At 76.0% G+C, this 16839-nt stretch carries 14 protein-coding genes; 6 read left to right on the top strand and 8 right to left on the bottom strand.

The genetic code is table 11. The annotated features are described in order from the left end of the window. Positions 1-52: 52 nt before the first annotated feature. Entirely contained in the window at positions 53-715 is a 663-nt protein-coding gene (locus NXY84_RS02490; RefSeq protein ID WP_258725599.1) for an ANTAR domain-containing protein, read from the bottom strand. A gap of 304 nt (positions 716-1019) precedes the next feature. Here NXY84_RS02490 and NXY84_RS02485 point away from each other — a divergent pair, with 304 nt between their 5' ends. The 4 genes from NXY84_RS02485 (at position 1020) to NXY84_RS02470 (ending at position 4650) form a co-directional block, all read left to right on the top strand. After that, the gene (locus NXY84_RS02485; protein WP_258725598.1) at positions 1020-1637 is read left to right on the top strand and encodes an AIM24 family protein; all 618 of its coding nucleotides are present in this window, start codon (positions 1020-1022) and stop codon (positions 1635-1637) included. A gap of 12 nt (positions 1638-1649) precedes the next feature. After that, positions 1650-2291, top strand: coding sequence for an AIM24 family protein (locus NXY84_RS02480; RefSeq protein ID WP_258725597.1), 642 nt, complete (start codon positions 1650-1652; stop codon positions 2289-2291). Next, complete coding sequence (locus tag NXY84_RS02475) at positions 2291-3046, top strand: AIM24 family protein (RefSeq protein WP_258725596.1); 756 nt, start codon at positions 2291-2293, stop codon at positions 3044-3046. The genes NXY84_RS02480 and NXY84_RS02475 overlap by 1 nt, the downstream gene beginning before the upstream one ends. Before the next feature lie 149 nt (positions 3047-3195). Next, on the top strand, positions 3196-4650 hold the full coding sequence (locus NXY84_RS02470) for an NAD(P)/FAD-dependent oxidoreductase (RefSeq protein ID WP_258725595.1): 1455 nt from the start codon (positions 3196-3198) through the stop codon (positions 4648-4650). Between the two features lie 100 nt (positions 4651-4750). Here the strand turns inward: NXY84_RS02470 and NXY84_RS02465 are convergent, their stop codons facing one another. Then, entirely contained in the window at positions 4751-5785 is a 1035-nt protein-coding gene (locus tag NXY84_RS02465) for a M12 family metallopeptidase (protein ID WP_258725594.1), read from the bottom strand. A gap of 301 nt (positions 5786-6086) precedes the next feature. Here NXY84_RS02465 and NXY84_RS02460 point away from each other — a divergent pair, with 301 nt between their 5' ends. Beyond that, a complete protein-coding gene (locus NXY84_RS02460) occupies positions 6087-7778 on the top strand; it encodes an alpha/beta hydrolase (RefSeq protein ID WP_258725593.1) in 1692 nt (563 codons plus the stop codon). Positions 7779-7835: 57 nt separating this feature from the next. On the opposite strand, the gene NXY84_RS02455 is transcribed toward NXY84_RS02460, so the two are convergent. Further along, positions 7836-7973: a hypothetical protein gene (locus tag NXY84_RS02455; RefSeq protein ID WP_258725592.1), complete on the bottom strand. Its 138-nt coding sequence runs from the start codon at positions 7971-7973 to the stop codon at positions 7836-7838. Between the two features lie 150 nt (positions 7974-8123). Then, positions 8124-11384, bottom strand: coding sequence for a S8 family serine peptidase (locus tag NXY84_RS02450; protein ID WP_258725591.1), 3261 nt, complete (start codon positions 11382-11384; stop codon positions 8124-8126). A 369-nt stretch (positions 11385-11753) separates the two neighbouring features. On the opposite strand from NXY84_RS02450, the gene NXY84_RS02445 reads away from it, so the two are divergent. Further along, on the top strand, positions 11754-12662 hold the full coding sequence (locus NXY84_RS02445; RefSeq protein ID WP_258725590.1) for a PadR family transcriptional regulator: 909 nt from the start codon (positions 11754-11756) through the stop codon (positions 12660-12662). Positions 12663-12857: 195 nt separating this feature from the next. On the opposite strand, the gene NXY84_RS02440 is transcribed toward NXY84_RS02445, so the two are convergent. The 4 genes from NXY84_RS02440 to NXY84_RS02425 all read right to left on the bottom strand — a co-directional run bounded on the left by NXY84_RS02440 (position 12858) and on the right by NXY84_RS02425 (position 16734). After that, positions 12858-14291 carry a dihydrolipoyl dehydrogenase family protein gene (locus NXY84_RS02440; RefSeq protein ID WP_258725589.1) on the bottom strand — a complete coding sequence of 478 codons (1434 nt, stop codon included), beginning with the start codon at positions 14289-14291 and terminating at the stop codon, positions 12858-12860. Between the two features lie 132 nt (positions 14292-14423). Then, positions 14424-15470, bottom strand: coding sequence for a LacI family DNA-binding transcriptional regulator (locus NXY84_RS02435; RefSeq protein WP_258725588.1), 1047 nt, complete (start codon positions 15468-15470; stop codon positions 14424-14426). Between the two features lie 121 nt (positions 15471-15591). Then, complete coding sequence (locus tag NXY84_RS02430; RefSeq protein WP_258725587.1) at positions 15592-15813, bottom strand: hypothetical protein; 222 nt, start codon at positions 15811-15813, stop codon at positions 15592-15594. 681 nt (positions 15814-16494) lie between these two features. Beyond that, entirely contained in the window at positions 16495-16734 is a 240-nt protein-coding gene (locus NXY84_RS02425; RefSeq protein WP_258725586.1) for a helix-turn-helix domain-containing protein, read from the bottom strand. Between the last annotated feature and the right edge of the window lie 105 nt (positions 16735-16839).

Raw genomic sequence — 16839 nt, 5'->3', positions numbered from 1 at the left:
GGACGCGGGGCCGACCGACGGACCGCCGCACCGCCGCGGGCGCGAGCGTCCCTCACCGGCCGGGGACGGCGAGCTCACGCGGGCGGATGACCGCGTCGTCCTCGACGAGCGCGCGCAGCACCGTCCCCGCCGCCTCGGCGAGGTCCACGCGGTCCGCGGTGCTCGCACGCATGAGCGACGCCTCGGCGTCCTGCTCCGTGCAGGCGTTGCAGTGCATGAGCACGCCGATCGCCTGGTCGATGCGGACGCGTGCGTCGACCGTCCCGTGCAGCCGGGCGAGCGGCCGCGCGAGGCGTCCGGCGAGCTCGTCCGCGAGGAGCTGCGCGTGCCGGGCGGCCTCCGCCAGGGCGGCGTCGTCCCACGCGTCCTCGCGCGTCGAGTACAGGTTGAGCGCCACGCAGACCCCCGGCGCGACCGGCGCGGGCACGGCGACCGCGGACGCGAAGCCCGCGTCCGCCGCCCGCGCACGCCACGCCGACCAGCCGCAGCCCTCGCGGACGCGCGGGACCACGACGACGCGCAGCTGCTCCATCGCCGCGATGCACGGACCGGCCCCGAGGCGCGCCTCGACCTGGTCGCACGCCGCCGCGCCGGCGTCGCTGCTCACGGCGCGCACGACCGCGCCCTGCTGCTGCAGCGTCAGGCTGGCCGCCGCACCCAGCCGGCGCGCCGCTGCGTCGACCTGCTCGTGGAGGGACGGCGAGAGCTCCTGCATGGGAGATCCGATCCGCGGACGCGAGCCGCTGCCCGGGCGGCCCCGGCCCCGTCCGGACCGCACCGCCGTACCGGCACCAGCGTGGCACGCAGGCGGGCGCAGCGCACCACCTCGATCACCCGCCGCCGCACGCCGGCCGGCCGGGGCCCGGGCGGGTGACGTCCAGCCGGACGGCCCCGGGAAGCCGTTCCCCGCGGTTAGGCTGCCGCGGGGCGACGGCGGGCCTGGTCCGCGCCGCCCCGATCGTGCTGCCCGGGCCGGGCGCGCGCCACGCCCGTCAGGGCACGAGAAGACAGGGGAACCGGTGGCCGTCCTCACCGCGGACAAGCGGGTGCTCCACGCCGACCTGCAAGGGGACACGGTTCGCGCCGCGTCCGGCTCGATGGTCGCGTACACCGGCAGGGTCGAGTTCAAGTCCGCCGGCATGGGCGGCGGCGGCGGGTTCCGCGCCGCGCTCAAGCAGAAGGTCGCCGGCGAGTCGATCTCGCTCATGACCTGCTCGGGCGCCGGACGCGTCTACCTCGCGCAGGACGCGATGGACGTGACGGTCGTGCAGCTCCAGGCCGACACGCTCACCGTCGAGTCCGAGCACGTGCTCGCCGTGACCGAGGGCCTCCAGCTCGACGTCCAGTTCTCCGGGCTGCGCGGCATGACGACCGGCCAGGGCCTCGCGACGACCAAGATCTCCGGGACCGGGCAGTGCGCGATCATGTCGCACGGCCCGCTCATCGCGCTCGCGGTCACCCCCGGGCAGCCGCTCGTCGTCGACCCCGACGTCTACGTCGCCGGCGTCGGCCAGACGCAGATGAGCCTCGTCTCCGGCGTCTCGTGGCGCTCGATCGCGGGCGACGGCGGCGGGGAGCCGTTCTCGCTGCGCTTCGAGGGCCAGGGCACCGTGTACATCCAGCCGGCCGAGCGCTGAGGGGGCGGGGACATGCCGTTCGAGATCGTCAACAAGAAGGTCGTCCGCGCCCAGGTCAGCCAGCAGAGCCCCGTCCTCGCCCGGCGCGGTGCGATGCTCGGGTACGACGGCCAGGTCACGTTCCGCCCGATCCAGGGCCAGGGCCACGGGGTCGGCGGGATGGTCGGCGCCGCGATGTCCGGCGAGTCCAACCCGATGATGGCGACCGAGGGCAACGGCTCGGTGCTCTACGGGTTCCGCGGGCTGCACGTCACGGTCCTGGAGCTCACCGGTGACTCGCTCACCGTCGAGGCGGACCGGCTCCTCGCGCACGACGCGAACCTCCAGACCAGCGTCGAGTTCATCGGCCAGGGCGGTGTCCGCGCGGCCGTGCGCGGCGCCATGACCGGTCAGGGCCTGTTCACGACCCGGGTCGGCGGGCACGGGTCGGTCGCGCTGCTCTCGCACGGCGGGACGTTCCCGCTGCAGCTCAACGGCGAGACCGTCGGCGTGGACCCCCAGGCCTACGTCGGCCACGTCGGCGCGCTCCAGGTCGACCTCAAGGCCAGCGTCGGCATGCGTGACCTCGTCGGGCGCGGCTCCGGCGAGGCGTTCCAGCTCCACGTGTCGGGTCACGGCACCGTCTACGTCCAGGCCTCGGAGGCGAAGTTCTGATGATCACCGGGATCGACGCGGCCGTCCTCGACGCCCAGACGCTGCCCAGCAACGACAACGTCAACGCCTACGCGTTCAGCATCGACCTGAACGGCGAGTGGTTCACGTCCAAGGGCGCGATGATCGCCTACTACGGGACCATCGACTTCTCCGGCGTGAGCGCGTTCGCGTCCCGCGCCGCGTGGGTCGCGGCCCGGTTCGCCTCGCCGCTGTACGCGCAGGACTGGGTCGTCGCGAGCGGCCGCGGCAAGCTCGTCATCGGCGACCGCGGCAACGACATCAACTCCTACGACCTCGACGACGGGAACCTGACGATCAAGCAGGTCAACCTGCTCGCGTTCGAGACCGGCCTCGAGCTCAAGCAGTCGATCGTCCCCGGGTTCGTCACGCTCATCGGCACCGGCAAGTTCCTTGCGTCGTCCAACGGCCCGGTGATCTTCGTCGAGCCGCCGTTCCGTGCGGACCCCGAGGCCCTGCTCGGCTGGGCCGACTGCCCGTCCCCGAGCCAGCACTACGACTACAACTGGATGGCGTACTCCCTGATGTCCGGCGTCCAGGCGATGCTCGGGCGCGAGTCCGGCGAGGAGCGCCAGTACGACTTCACCGGTGCCGGCACGGTGCTGCTCCAGTCCTCGGAGGTGCAGCGCCACGACCCCGCGCTCACGCGGATCGTCGAGGCGCAGACCAACCTGCTCGACAACCAGACCGCCGGGCAGCTCGGCCAGCGGCTGATCGCGCGGGCGCAGCAGCAGTGACGTCCCGCGGGCGGGCTGCCGGTGAGCACCCCGCCCGCAGGGGTGTCCCGGTCCGCGCGGACCGTTGACGCCCCGGCTCCGCGTGGACTTCAGTGGGCACGCAGCCGACGACGGCCCTCGCCGCCGGCGCACCTCACCCTGGAGGTCCGGTGGCGCCGGTCCGGTCCCGCCCCCAGCCCCGCCACGTCGTCGTGCTCGGTGCGAGCCTCGCCGGGTCGTTCGCCGCAGCGGCCGCCGCCGCGGCCGGCCGCACGGTCACGGTGCTCGAGCGCGACGAGCTGCCCGACGCACCCCGGCCCCGCAGCGGCGTCCCGCAGGGGCGTCAGCCGCACGTCTTCCTCTACCGCGGGATGCTCGCCGTCGAGGAGCTGCTGCCCGGTTTCCGCGACGAGCTCCACGCGGCCGGCGCGGTCGAGATCGACACCGGCACGCTCGCCTGGAACAGCGAGCGCGGGTGGCAGCCGACCGGGCGGCCGCAGTTCGCGGTGCTCTCGGCGACGCGACCGCTGTTCGAGGACGTCGTCCGGCGGCGTGTCGCGGCGCTCCCGGGCGTCACCCTCCGGGACGGCGTGCGGGTCACGGGTCTGCGTCGCGGCGACGTCGGCGCCGGGCCGGCGTGGTGGGTCGACCTCGCGGACGGCACGTCGGTCGCCGCGGACCTCGTCGTGGACGCCACCGGACGTTCGTCACGGCTGCCGGTGTGGCTCGCCGCCGCGGGCGTGGCCCCGGCCCGGGTCACCGAGGTGGACGCGCACGTGGGCTACTCGGCGCGCGTGTACGCGCTCGACCCGGGCAGCGTCGCCGCTCCGGGCATCGTCATCCAGGCGTCCCCCGACGACCCCCGCGGGGGGATCGCGCTGCCCGTCGAGGGCGGGCGCTGGATCGTCGGCGGCGTGGGCGTGGGGCAGCGCCCGCCGCGCGACGCGGACGCGCTCGCGGCCTACCTGGCCGGCCTGCGGGACGGCGCCCTCGCCGAGCTGCACGCCGCAGGACGGCCCGAGGGCGACGTCGCCGTGCACCGGCAGACGGGCAACCGACGGCACCACTACGAGGACGTGCGGAACTGGCCCGCCGGGCTGCTCGTGGTCGGTGACGCGATGTGCGCGTTCAACCCCGTGTACGGGCAGGGCGTCACCGTCGCGGCGTGCGAGGCGCTCGTGCTGCGCGACGCGCTGCGGCGCGGGCTGCGCGACGGGGACGAGCGCCGGCTGCTGCGCCGGTTCGCGCGCGTCGCGGCGCTGCCCTGGTCCATCGCGACCGGCGAGGACCTGCGGTACGCGTCGAGCGACGGTCGTCAGCCCGCCGTCACCGCGCTCCTGGGCCGGTGGACCCGTGAGCTCGGCCGCCTCTCCGTGCACGGCGACGAGCTCGCGCACAGCACGACGATGCGCGTCTACCACCTGATGGGCTCGCCGTGGCTGCTGCTGCGCCCGGGGCTGGTCGCGGCGGCGCTCCGGGCCCGCGTGCGCGGGTACGGGCCCGCGGCGGGTCGTCCGGCGATCGTGCACGAGGGCAGGGCGGAGCACCGGGCCGAGAGCGCGGACCGTGCGGGCGACGGCCTCGACCCGGCGGACACCCCGGCGCCACGTCCGACGACGGCCTGACGCCACCGGGGGGCTCGGCCGGGTGACGACGAGGATCCCGGCGCTGCTCGCCGCCCGGGTCGCCGGCCGTCGTGGGACGACGGCCGGCGCCGGGGGCAGGTCAGGCCGAACGGACCTTCATCGTGTACGTCCCGGTGCCCCGCTTCTCGTCGAAGTGGCGCACGCGCAGGTAGTACGTCCCCGGGTCCAGCGCCGTCGCGATGCGGGCGTTGAGGCCCACGCCGCTGTCGTCGTCGGACGCGACGAGCCTCGTCGGGTCCTCGGGGCCGAACAGGTCCATCACGAGGTCGGTCGGCCCGCGCGTGTTCGCGACGTACGTGCCCGCCGTCGAGACCGTGAACTTGTACAGGTCCTCCTCGCCGGCCTCGCCGATCGAGGCGGGCGTGCGGTTCGCGGCGTCCACGAGCAGCTCGGTCGCCTGGAGCTCCGGCGGCTTGATCGTCCTCGGGTACGCGTCGGCGCTGCCGATGTAGGACTTGTCCACCTCGGAGAGCACCTCGTTGGCCTCCGTGCCGACCCCGTCGAGGGTCCACCGGGCGGGGAAGAAGTAGAGCATGATCGACCTCGGGTCGAACTTCGTGCCCTTGACCTGGTCGACTGTGTACTTCTTCAGCACGTTGTGCCGGATCGTCTCGGGGCTCCAGTTGTTCGGCGGCCCCATGAGGTCCTGGATGACGACGGGCTCGTTCCAGCGGATGCCGCCGTCGGGGTTCTGGTGCTCGTGCGCGAGGCCGAGCGCGTGCCCGAACTCGTGCGCCGCGGTGCCGCCGTCGAGGAAGCCGAGGTTCATCGTCGGCTCGTCGGGCGGGATCGTGACGTTGTCGGTGCCGACGTACGACCACGCACCGTCGCTCGCGTCGAAGGAGATGCGGATCTGGGCGTCGGGGGCGTCGTCGAACACGAAGTGGATGTTGGCGTGCTCCGTCCACCACCCGGCCTGCTCGCGCGCGACCTGCCGCTGTGCGGGCGTGCCGCCGAGGAACCGGACGTGCAGCGTGGACCCCGTGATCCACAGCTTGTGCAGCAGGGTGATCGCGTGCAGCCGGCCGTCGACGTCGACGGTGCGCTGGAGGCGCTGCTGGTCGCGGAACAGGATGCGGTCGGTGCAGAACCTGGCCTTCTCGGGTGTGGGCATGCTCGGCTCCTGGGCTGGGCGTTCGGACGGGTGGGCGTCGTCGGGCGGCGACGCAGGGAGGACGCCGGGCACGTGCCCGTGATACGCGACGCCGCGCGCGGCTCCCCCGGTGCCACGGCCGCGACCTGTGCCGAGCACCGTACGAGCACCGACCGACACGTGCGCCTCGGGACCGCGCCCGCCACGACCCCGACGCCTGCCCCTTGCGGCACCGTTCGCACCGGATCGCCCCGCAGCCCTTGGCCTCGGCGCCCCCCGTTGGCAAGGTGAAGGCACCGACCGACGACGACCGGGAGCCGCCATGACCACCCTGCGCCGGACCCGAGGGCTCGCCCTCCTGACCACGACGCTGCTCGCCACGACGCTCGCCGTCCCAACCGCACTGGGCGCCGCGCCGTCCGCGCCCACGGACGCCGCACCCGCAACCGCGCGGACCGCGGCACCCGTCCCCGAGCTCGACTGGCAGCCGTGCGGCGAGGGCCTCGAGCCCTTCCTCTGCGCGACGGCTGAGGTCCCGCGCGACCACGACCGCCCGCGCGGCGCGACGACCACGATCGCGCTGACCCTGCTCCCCGCGAGCGGCGACCCCGCGGAGCGCGTCGGGACGCTGTTCACGAACCCGGGCGGCCCGGGCGGCAGCGGCGTCCAGTTCGTCCAGCAGGCCGCCCCGTTCATCTACCCGCCGGAGGTGCTCGCGCGGTTCGACGTCCTCGGCTTCGACCCGCGTGCGGTCGCCGGCTCGGACCCCGCGACGTGCTTCCGGACCCAGGCCGAGGAGGACGCGTCGCCGCTGCTGGCACAGATCTACCCGATCACGCCGCGGGAGGAGGCCCGGTACACGCTCGAGGGCCTCGCTCTCGCCGCGCGCTGCCAGGTGACGTCGCCGGTGCGGTTCGCGACCGCGTCGACCGCCAACGTCGCCCGCGACATGGACCTGCTGCGCGCGGCCGTCGGCGACGAGCGACTGTTCTACGCCGGGTACAGCTACGGCACGTACCTCGGCGCGACCTACGCCCGCCTGTTCCCCGACCGGGTCGGGCGCTTCCTGCTCGACGCGACGGTCGACCCCGTCGCGTGGAGCGGCACCGGCTCGGGCGACGCGGCACCGTCCGTCCCGCTCGGCATCCGCATCCGGCAGGGGCTGGGCGCGCACGAGACCTTCGGGGAGTTCACGCGCCTGTGCGCCGAGGGCGGCCCCGCGACGTGCCCGCTCGCGGCGTTCGGCGACCCCGCAACGGTCGCGTACGAGACGTTCGACCGGCTCGCCACGCAGCCCGTCGAGATCCCGCTCCCGGACGGCACGACGCTGCTCGTGACGCAGCAGCTCGCGGTCGCGACGACGTTCCAGTCGCTCTACTCGCCCGCGCTGTGGCCGGACCTGGCCGCGCTGCTCGCGGAGCTCGCTGCGCTCTCCCCCGACCCGACGGCTGTGGCGTCCGCCGCTGCGGGCACCCGCTCCGCGCTCGGCGCCCGCCTGCGCGGAGAGGACTACCCGTCGATCGGCGGCGCCCTCGCGAGCTTGTGCGTCGACACCGCGTCGAACGGCCGCGTCGACCGGTACCCGCGCCTGATCGACGCCTACGACGAGACCGCGCCCTACTTCGGCCGGTTCCGTGGCTGGGTCGGGCTGCCGTGCGAGGGCTGGAAGATCGAGGACCGCGACGCCTTCACCGGCCCGTGGCAGCAGACCACGACCGCGCCCGTGCTGGTGGTCGGGACGCGCTTCGACCCCGCGACCCCGTACCAGCAGACCGAGCCGTACCGGGACCTGTTCCCGGCGGGCCACCTGCTGACCCTCGACGGCTGGGGCCACACGGCGATCGGCAAGAGCGTGTGCGTCGACGAGCACATCGCGACGTACCTGCTCACGGGCGAGCCGCCCGCCGACGGCACGGTGTGCGCGCCGGACCTCGTCCCGTTCGCGCCGGCCGACCCGGGCGCCCGCTCCGCCGCACCGCGGATCGACGTCCCGCCGGGCCTGCCGTTCTGGTGACCTGACGGGACCCGGCCGGTCCCGCTGCCACGGCGGCGGGGCCGGCCGGCGTCCGCGTCAGGGGCGCACGGTCGGCGCGGGCGTCGGCCAGTCGGGCGGCGGCGGCCAGCCGGCCACCGCGCCGAGCACGGCGAGGTCGTCGAGCGAGCGGACGGCGATGCTGCCGCTGCCGCCCGGGCCTGCGACGTCGAGCACCCAGGCCGCGGGCGCGAGGCCGAGCGGCGCCGCGTCACGCGCTCCGGCACAGGCCTGGGCTCTCCGAGGAGCAGGGAGCGAGCATCCCGACCGTCCGGACCACACGGGGTGCCGGACCGGGCGGATCCTCGTGTGCCGCCGACGCGCCGACTACGCCTGGACGCCGCGGCAGCCGCGCGAGCAGTCCGTCGCCCAGAGGCCCGCGAGCGCCGCGAGCGCGTCGTTGCGGACCAGCCGCTCCCCGTTCGGCCCGACGCGGGTCGCGCTCGGGGTCGTGGGCGTGGTCCCCGGGCCGCCGCCCGGCGCCGGCGTCGTCGCCCCGGGGCCCGGGACACCGCCCACCGGGGTCGGTGTGGGGGTCGGCGCGGGGGTCGGAGCGGGCGTGCTCGCCGGGGGCGACGGGGTGGCGCCGGGGGTCGGCTGGGAGCCGCCGGGAGCGGGGGTCGAGCTGCCACCCTCGTACACCAGCCCGCCGGTCAGCACGCTCGTCCGCCCGTTCTTGAACAGCGTGACGTCATAGGTCCCGGCGACCGCCGAGGGGGTCCGGAACACGACCGACGTGCTCGAGCTGCTCAGCACGTCGGCGGTGCGGGTCCCGCCCACGCGGACGCCGGTGCCCGCCTCGAGGGCGGTCCCCGTCACGGTGACGACCGTCCCACCGGTGGTGCTCACGTGCACCGGCGAGATGCTCGTGACCCGGAACGCGCCGACCTGGTCGTAGCGCCGGACGTCGGGAGCCGAGGACGTCGCGGCGGGTGTCGGGGCCGGCGCCGGACGGACCGTCCCGGCGGTGGGCGACGTGCTCGGGGTGGGGGCCGGCGCCGGTGACGCCGTCACCGAGGGGCGCGGGGTGGCCGCGGGGGTCGTGCTCGGGCGCGGCGCCGCACCGGGCAGCGGGGTCGTGGCGGGTGCGGGTGTCGTCCCCGGCGCGGGCCTCGTCCCCGGCGCGGGAGCCGTGCCTGGTGCGGGCGTGGTGCCCGGCGCGGGCGTGGCACCCGACGTCGGCCTGGGCGTGCTGGGCGCCGGGGTGGACCCGTTGCCCGGCGAGGTGCTGGGCGCCGGGGTGACGCCCGGAGTCGTCGGGCGGGGCGTGGCCCCCGGGGTCGGCGTGCTGCCGCCCGGCGCCGGGCTGGTCCCCGGTGCGGGAGCCGCGGACGAGGTCGGGGCGGGCGTCGGCTGCACGGGGGCGGCGCGGACGACGAGCGGTGCCGCGTACGGACGCGTGAGGGGCTGCCCGTCCTTGAGCACCTGCGCGGTCAGGCCGAAGCTGCCGGCGCCGAGCGTCAGCGCGGGCCGCACGTCGAGTGCACCGAGGAACGGACGGCTCCCGAGGTCGAGCGTGACCTGCCCGGCGTCGTCGGTCGTCAAGGTCCGCCCGTCGACGGTGACGTCCTCGTCGGCGACCGCCCAGATCTCGCCGTCGACGAGCATCGCGAGGCCGACCACGAGCTGGTAGGACCCGGCCTCCGCCGGCGACGTCACCGAGACTCTCGGCGTCTGCGCGCCCGGGGTCCCGGTCATCCCGGCGAACGCGTACGTCGCGGCGTCCGTGCCGACGACGGCCCCGACGTCCGCGAGGTCGAGTCGCGCGCCGGTGACCGAGCGGCCCGCGAACGCCGGGCGGCGCGCCGCGTCGGACAGGATGCGGTCGACGACGTCCTGCACCGGCATCTCGGGGCGCAGGCTGCGGTACAGCGCGGCTGCCGCAGCGACGTGCGGTGACGCGATGGAGGTGCCGTCGAGCGCGACGTACCCGCCGCCGGGCCACGGTGCGACGACCTTCGAGCCGGGCGCGAAGAGGTCGACCGACGCGGCGCCGTACGCGGAGTGGCCGGCGATCGTGTCGGCGGCGGTCGACGACCCGACCGTGATCATCCCGGGGTTCGTGAACGAGGCCGGGTAGAGCGGGGAGGCGTCGCGGTCGGCCGAGTCGTTGCCTGCCGCGACGACCACCACGACGCCGCGGGCGACGGCGTAGTCGATCGCTCCGCGCAGCTGGTCGAGCGCGTACCCGCCGAAGCCGCCCCCGAACGAGCCGTTGATGACGTCGGCCCCGTTGTCCGCGGCGTACCGGATCGCCTTCGCGGCGAGCAGGATGTCGATGCTCGTCCCGCCGCCGACGACGAGCGGCATGATCTGCGCCTTCGGTGCGACCCCGGCGCTCCCGCTGCCGTTGCCGGCACGGGCGGCCGCGGCACCGGAGACGCTCGTGCCGTGCGACCCGAGCGTGCCGTTGTCGAGGTCCGACGAGCCGACGTAGAAGTTCCAGCCGTGGCAGTCGCCGGGCAGGCCGTTGCCGTTCGTGTCGGCCGACCCGCAGGCCTCCGTCGGGTTCGTCCAGAGCGCGCCCGCGAGGTCCGGGTGGTCGGTGTCGAAGCCCGTGTCGACGACGGCGATGACCGCGCCCTGGCCCTGGGTGGCCTCCCAGGCGGTCGGGGCGTTCACGTCGGCGCCCGCGACGGCGGTCTGCTGGTAGGCGTTCGCGCCGGTGTTCTCGATGTTGTAGCCGTATCGCGCCCAGAGAGGGTCGCTCGGCGGGGCCGCGAGCACCCGGGCCTGCGGTGACTCCTCCGCGGCCGCCACTCCGGGCAGCGCAGCGACGTCGTCCAGCGCCAGCCGGGTCGCGACGAGCACGCGCCCACCGTCGAGAGGCTGGGCCGACACCACTCCGGGCTGCCCACCGAGCGCCGCCACCGCCTCCGGGTCGACGGGGAGCGTGCCGACCTCCGGGGCCGGCGCGGTGGAGGGCGCCGTGGCGGTGGGAGCTGTGGGCGCCGCTGCCGGCGCGACCTCGACCGGCGATCCGGCCGGGGACGGGCCTGATCCGGGAGCCGGGGCCGGAACGGCCGCGGGCGCCGGCTCGGTGAGCGTGTCCGCGAGCGCGGTGACCTCCCCGTTCCCGCCCTCGGTGATGACCATCGCGCCGTCGTCGGTGACGTAGTAGGCGACCGTCCCGTGGTCCTCGGTGTGCCCGTCGAGGCCGAGCTGCGCCTGCGCCCGGGCGAGCAGGGTCAGGTCGATGCGCACGCGGTCGGTGGACCAGGTGCCGGCCGCCGGGTCGGCCGGGTCGGGCCGGGTGCTCGACGCCGCGGTGGCGGGCGCCGGGGTGTGCGGCGTCGAGACCGGTGCCGCGGTCTCGGCGCGCCCGGACGCAGGGCCCGTGGGGGCGGCGGCGGTGCTGCCGGGTCCGGACGGTGCGCTGCTCGGCGCAGCCGTGGGCTCGGCGGGCACGCTGGCGGCCGCGGCGGCCGGCGAGCCCTCGAGCACGACGACGTACCGGTGCAGGCCGTCACCGCCACCGAAGTCGTCGGCGTACGCCACGGCCTCACCCCCGCCCAGGACCGAGACGCCGATCGTGACGACGAGCGCGACCGCGGCGGCGGCTGCGGTCCAGGTGCGGCGCGGGCTCATGGGGTCTCCTTCGGGACGGCGTGCGCCCGCCCCATCGGCAGCCCGCGGGCGAGGTGAGCGAGGACCCCCTCGGCGAACGGGTGGCGCTGCACGTCACCCCGGCCGATCGGGCGACGCGCAGCCCTCGGACGGGGTTCGGGACGCCCGTGCGGCCTACCGGCCCGGGAGGGCCCGTCGGCGGCCGGTCGACGTCGCTCGTGCAGAAAGACTTGCCACCGTGCTATCGCCGATATATCGTTAACACATCGACGGAGCACGCGCTCCCTCCCGGCGCCCGAGGCAGCCGAGCGACCCCCGCTCGCGCCCCGCGCCGCACCTGCCGCCTCGACCGCCCGGTCCGCGGCACCCACGAACCTCAGGAGACCTCCCGTGCGACACCCCCATCACCACCACCGTGACCTTCCCTCCGGCCGTGACCGCACCGAGCGGCGCGGACCGGACCCCGCCGACGCCGTGACCGGCCGGACGTGGCGCGTGCGCCGCAACCGCGGCGGCTTCCCCGGCTTCCCCGCCGACGACTCGGGCTCCGAGCCTGGGCGCCGCGGCGGACCGGGCGGGCGCGGGCGCGGCGACAGCCCGTCCGGCACGCACCGGGGCGGCCCCTTCGGCGGGCACGGCGGGCCGTTCGGCGGGCACGCCGGTGGCCCCGGCGGCCCCTTCGGCGGACACCCCGGCGGACCCGGCGGGCCGTTCGGCCACGGCCACCCCGGCGGCGGACCGTTCGGGCCCGAGCACGGCTTCGGCCCGCACATGCGCGGCCGTGGACCGGGTCGCGGCCCGGGCCGGCGTGCGGGGCGCGGCGACATCCGCGCCGCCGTGCTGCTGCTCCTCGTCGAGCAGCCCATGCACGGCTACCAGCTCATCCAGGAGATCGGCGAGCGCACCGGCGGGCGGTGGCGCCCCAGCCCGGGCGCGATCTACCCGGCGCTCTCGATGCTCGAGGACGAGGGCCTCGTCACGATCACCGCGGAGCAGGGTCGCAAGCTGGCCCGGCTCACCGAGGCGGGCCAGACGTACGTCGCGGAGCACGCCGACGAGCTCGGCAGCCCCTGGCAGGACGCCCAGGACCGCCCGGTGCACCCCGGCCGTGCCCTGCGTGAGGCGATGGAGGCGCTCGGCGCCGCCGCCGGGCAGGTCGCCCGCACCGGTGACGAGGCGCAGACCGCGCAGGCGCTCGCGGTGATCGACCGCGCCCGCCGCGAGCTCTACCTCGTGCTCGCGGGCGAGCCCGCCGGGACGAGCGGCACGACGCCGCCCACCCCCGCTCCCGAGGCCTGACGCCTGACGCCTGACGACGACAGCGGCCGTCGCCCATCCCCGGGCGGCGGCCGCTGTGGACATCCGCGCGCCTGCCGTCGTCACCCCGGGCGGCTCACGCCCACAGCCGTCGTCTCCCCGAGCGGGCCCACGCCCCCACCGTCGTCACCCCGAGCGGGCCCAAGCCGCCGTCGCCACCCCTGCGGCCCACCGCCGTCACGCCGAGCGGCGCGCCCCCACGAGAGCGACGCCGTCCTCCACCGGCGCGGCCGCGAGCAGCTCGCGGGCCGCGACGCCGATCACCGCGCTGTACGTCGGGTAGGCGAACTCGACACGCGCGAGCGTCGCGAGGTCGACTCCCGCCGCCATGGCCGTCGTGACGGCCTGGATGACCTCGACGGCGTTCTCGCCGACCGCGTGCGCGCCGAGCAGCAGCTCCCGCCGGCGGTCGGCGACCAGCTTGAGGAACCCGCGCGGCCGGTCGTCGATGATCGGGCGCTCCATCGTGGAGTACGGCACGTGCGCGACGAGGCACCCCGCGTCGCGGGCGCGCGCCTGCTCCTCGGTCAGCCCGACGCCGGCGTAGTCGGGGTCGGTGAACCCGCCCGCGGGCAGGAGGTGGTGCGGGGTGCGCCGGGTCGCGCCGAGCACCGCGTTGCGCGCCGCCGCCTCGGCCTCGACGTGCGCCGCCTGGACGAGCATGGCCTGACCGTTCGCGTCGCCGGCCGCGTAGACGTGCGCCGCGCTCGTGCGCAGGTACTCGTCGACCACGATCCGCCCGCGCTCGACCTGGACGCCCGCCGCCTCGAGCCCGAGGCCCTCGACCGACGCCGGCCAGCCCGTCGCCGTGATGACGTCGTCGAACGTGCCGTGGTGCTCCGCGCCGCCGGCCTGCCAGGTGAGCACGATCCCGGCGCTGTCGTCGGCCTGCCGCAGCGAGACGACCCGCTCGACCGAGGTGACGACCTGCACCCCCTGCTCGGTGAACGCCAGCGCGACGGCCGCCGACACCGCGTCGTCGGTCTGCGCGAGGATCCGCGGCGCGACCTCGAGCAGCGTCACGTCGCTGCCGAACGCGTTGAAGATCGTCACGAGCTGCGCGCCCGTGTTGCCCGCGCCGACCACGGCGACGCGACGGGGCAGCCGCGGCAGATCGAGCACCTGCTCGGGGAGCGTCGCGAGCTCGGCGCCGGGCACGGGCAGCCGGCGCGAGTGCCCGCCGACGCAGAGGATCACCTGGTCGGCGTGCAGCGTGCGCCCGGTGGCCTCGAGCACGACCTCGTGCGGCGAGACGAACCGCGCGCGGCCCTCGAGCACGAGGTCGACGCCGGCGGCGCGCAGCCGGTCGGGCTCGTCCTTCGCGGCGAGCACGCGCTCGACGGTCGCGCGCACGCGGGCGACCGTGGTGGGCCAGTCGATCGTCTGCTCGGTGACGGTGATGCCGTACGCGTCGGCGGTGCGGACCTCGCGCATGAGCCGGGCCGTCTTCGCGAGCACGCGGGTCGGCACGCAGCCGGTGTTGACGCACGTGCCGCCCGTCCGCCGCGCCTCGACGACGGCGACGCGCGCGCCGAGCTCCGCGGCGCGCAGGGCGGCCGCCGTCCCCGCCGGACCGGCGCCGATGACCAGGACGTCGTACGAGTCGCTCATGCCCTCCACTCTCCGCGCGGACGTCGCGTGCGGCGACCGCTCCGGGCGGCGTTCACAGGAAGCCCCTACGGCGGTTCTCAGGAACGAGACGCATCTCACACGTCGCCGAGCGGCCGGCTGCCGTGCGGGCCGTCAGGCCGGCGGCGGCGCGGTGCTGCGGCGCACGACGAGCTCGGTCGCCAGCACGACCCGCTCGGGCTCCGCAGCCTCCCCCGTGCGGGAGCGCTCGATCGCGCGGGTCAGCGCCCCCGCGGCGGCGCGGCCCTTCGCGGTCAGGTCCTGGCGGATCGTCGTGAGCGCGGGGCGCATGCGGCTCGCGAGTGCGCTGTCGTCGAACCCGACCACGGACACGTCGTCGGGCACCCGCAGCCCGAGGTCCTGCGCGGCGTGCACGACGGCGAGCGCCATGAGGTCGGAGAAGCACAGCACCGCGGTCGGGCGGTCCGGGGTGTCGAGCAGCAGCCGGGCGCCCTCGTAGGCGTCGGGCTCGGTGTTGCCGGGCACCTGCGCGGCGCTGACCTGCACGCCGGCGGGCCGCAGGACGGAGAGCCAGCCCTCGACGCGCGCGGTGTCCACGTAGGTGGTGCCCGCGGTCTCGGGGTCGACGAGCCCGTGCGTGCCGCCGTAGCCTTGCGTGAGCAGGCCGACCGAGCGGTGGCCGAGCGCGAGCAGGTGCTGCGCGCCGAGCCGGGCGCCGCCGACGTCGTCGAGCACCACGCCGCCGGCCCCGGGGAGCGGCTGCTGGTCGACGAAGACGAGCGGGAGCCGGCGCCTGACGAGCCAGTCGAGCGCCTGGGTGTCGCCCGCGCAGGCATACACGAGCGCGCCGTCCATCGGGATGTCGCGCGCGGGGATCATCGCCGCGGAGCCCGTCGAGGGCAGTAGCGCGAGTGCGAGGCCGGTCGGCGCGAGCTCCTCGGCGAGGGCGCCGAAGAAGCCGGTCGCGATCTCGTCCTGGAACGCGGTGCCGATCGAATCCGTGAGCAGGACGCCGACGGCGCCGGTGGTGCCGCGGGCGAGCGCGCGCGCCGCGGGGTCGGGGCCGACGTAGCCGAGCTCGTCGGCTGCGGCGAGGATCGTGCGGCGCAGGTCGGCGGAGAGCTGGTCGGGCCGCGAGAAGGCGTTGGAGACGGTCATCCGGCTCACGCCGACCTTCTCGGCGACCGTCTGGAGCGTCACGCGCCCCACTGTGCCACCCGGTTCCCCGTCATGGGGTCCAGGGTAGGTCGCCGCGAGGTCGCCCGACGGGCCCGGGGCCTGCGCGGCCGTGGCCGTCGCGAGGGCGCCCGGGCCCGACGAGTCAGTGCGCGGGGTGCGCACCGGACGGGGTGCAGCGCGGCGCGACCGCGTCGCCCAGGTGGTGCAGGGCGGTCGCGAGCGCGCCGCGCGTGCGCCGGGCGACGTGCGGGCGCTCGCGCTGCGGGCGCGGCTCGACGACGGGCGCGTCGGGCCGGGCGCTGCGGGACTCGTGCAGGGTGGCCCTGCGGGACAGGAGCAGGGCGAGCTGCGGGCTCTCCATCATGGCGATCTCCTCCGGACGATTCTGTACCGCTAAAGTAGCGGCGTCGTCTGTACCGGTCAAGTCTTCCGGGCGACCGTCCTGCCCAGGTCGGTCGCCGGCGCCCTTGCACAGGGCGCCTCGCACCTTGCGGTGCGGTTCGGCCGACACGGGGTCGACGAACGGGGAGGCCGCGGATGGACAGGTCGAGGCGGACGAGTTCCTCGGGAGGGCCTCGGCCGGATCAGGCCTGCGGCCGGATCGCCGCTGCGACCCGACCGCGACCGGGCCCCGTCAGCGGCGCTGCCCGTCAGGAGGCCGGCGTCCCAGGTCGTCGGTCGCGTCCGACTGGGTCGAGAACGTCGTGCAGAACACCGCGTGGCGCCGTCGCCCCGGCGCACGCCCGTCGCGCCGTCCTGCCAGATGCCGATCGGCACGGACGTGCTGTCGACGTCGATGGCGCATCGGCACACCCCCGGGGGCGTCGCCACGCGCAGGTTGCCGTGGAGTACGGGCAGTGGTCGCCGACCGGGCCCCGGTCGTCGCTGTGCCGGGTGCCGACGACGACGCCGTAGCCGCGGGTGAGCGGCATGTCCGTCTCATGCCGTGGGTCGGCGGTTCACCAAGGAGCAGGGCGCCGGGCGCCGGTGATACCCCAGAGCCGGGGCGCCCGGGGCACCCCGGGAGACACCCGGAGACGACGGCTCAGCGCAGGCCGGAGGCCTCGACCCAGGCGACGGCCTCGGCGCGCGTGGAGACGCCGATCTTGCGGTAGGCGGTTCGGAGCTGGGACTTGACCGTGTTCCGGCTGACCCAGAGCCGCGAGGCGATCTCCTCGAGCGTCACGTCCTCCGCGAGCTCGGCGAGGACGACCCGCTCGCGCGGCGTCAGCATCTGCACGCCCGCTGCGGTCCGGCCCGGCTCGACCATGGTTCCGTTCGTCATGTCTGCCCCCACTGCGTCCGAGGCGCTCAGGCCCCGGAAGAGCCGCGCCGCACTGTCTGCTTGATGCTTCAATTCATCGGCGCTCGGCCGGGGAAGTTGAAGGAT

Source organism: Cellulomonas sp. NS3 (assembly GCF_024757985.1).
GTDB lineage: Bacteria > Actinomycetota > Actinomycetes > Actinomycetales > Cellulomonadaceae > Cellulomonas_A.
Note: the sequence above shows the minus strand (reverse complement) of the source record. Positions and strands in the feature narration are given on the sequence as shown.

Coding starts and splice junctions, on each gene's coding strand:
- NXY84_RS02440 (WP_258725589.1), bottom strand. CDS start 14,291: ATGAGCGACTCGTACGACGTCCTGGTCATCGGCGCCGGTCCGGCGGGG.
- NXY84_RS02475 (WP_258725596.1), top strand. CDS start 2,291: ATGATCACCGGGATCGACGCGGCCGTCCTCGACGCCCAGACGCTGCCC.
- NXY84_RS02480 (WP_258725597.1), top strand. CDS start 1,650: ATGCCGTTCGAGATCGTCAACAAGAAGGTCGTCCGCGCCCAGGTCAGC.
- NXY84_RS02460 (WP_258725593.1), top strand. CDS start 6,087: ATGACCACCCTGCGCCGGACCCGAGGGCTCGCCCTCCTGACCACGACG.
- NXY84_RS02490 (WP_258725599.1), bottom strand. CDS start 715: ATGCAGGAGCTCTCGCCGTCCCTCCACGAGCAGGTCGACGCAGCGGCG.
- NXY84_RS02450 (WP_258725591.1), bottom strand. CDS start 11,384: ATGAGCCCGCGCCGCACCTGGACCGCAGCCGCCGCCGCGGTCGCGCTC.
- NXY84_RS02430 (WP_258725587.1), bottom strand. CDS start 15,813: ATGATGGAGAGCCCGCAGCTCGCCCTGCTCCTGTCCCGCAGGGCCACC.
- NXY84_RS02425 (WP_258725586.1), bottom strand. CDS start 16,734: ATGACGAACGGAACCATGGTCGAGCCGGGCCGGACCGCAGCGGGCGTG.
- NXY84_RS02465 (WP_258725594.1), bottom strand. CDS start 5,785: ATGCCCACACCCGAGAAGGCCAGGTTCTGCACCGACCGCATCCTGTTC.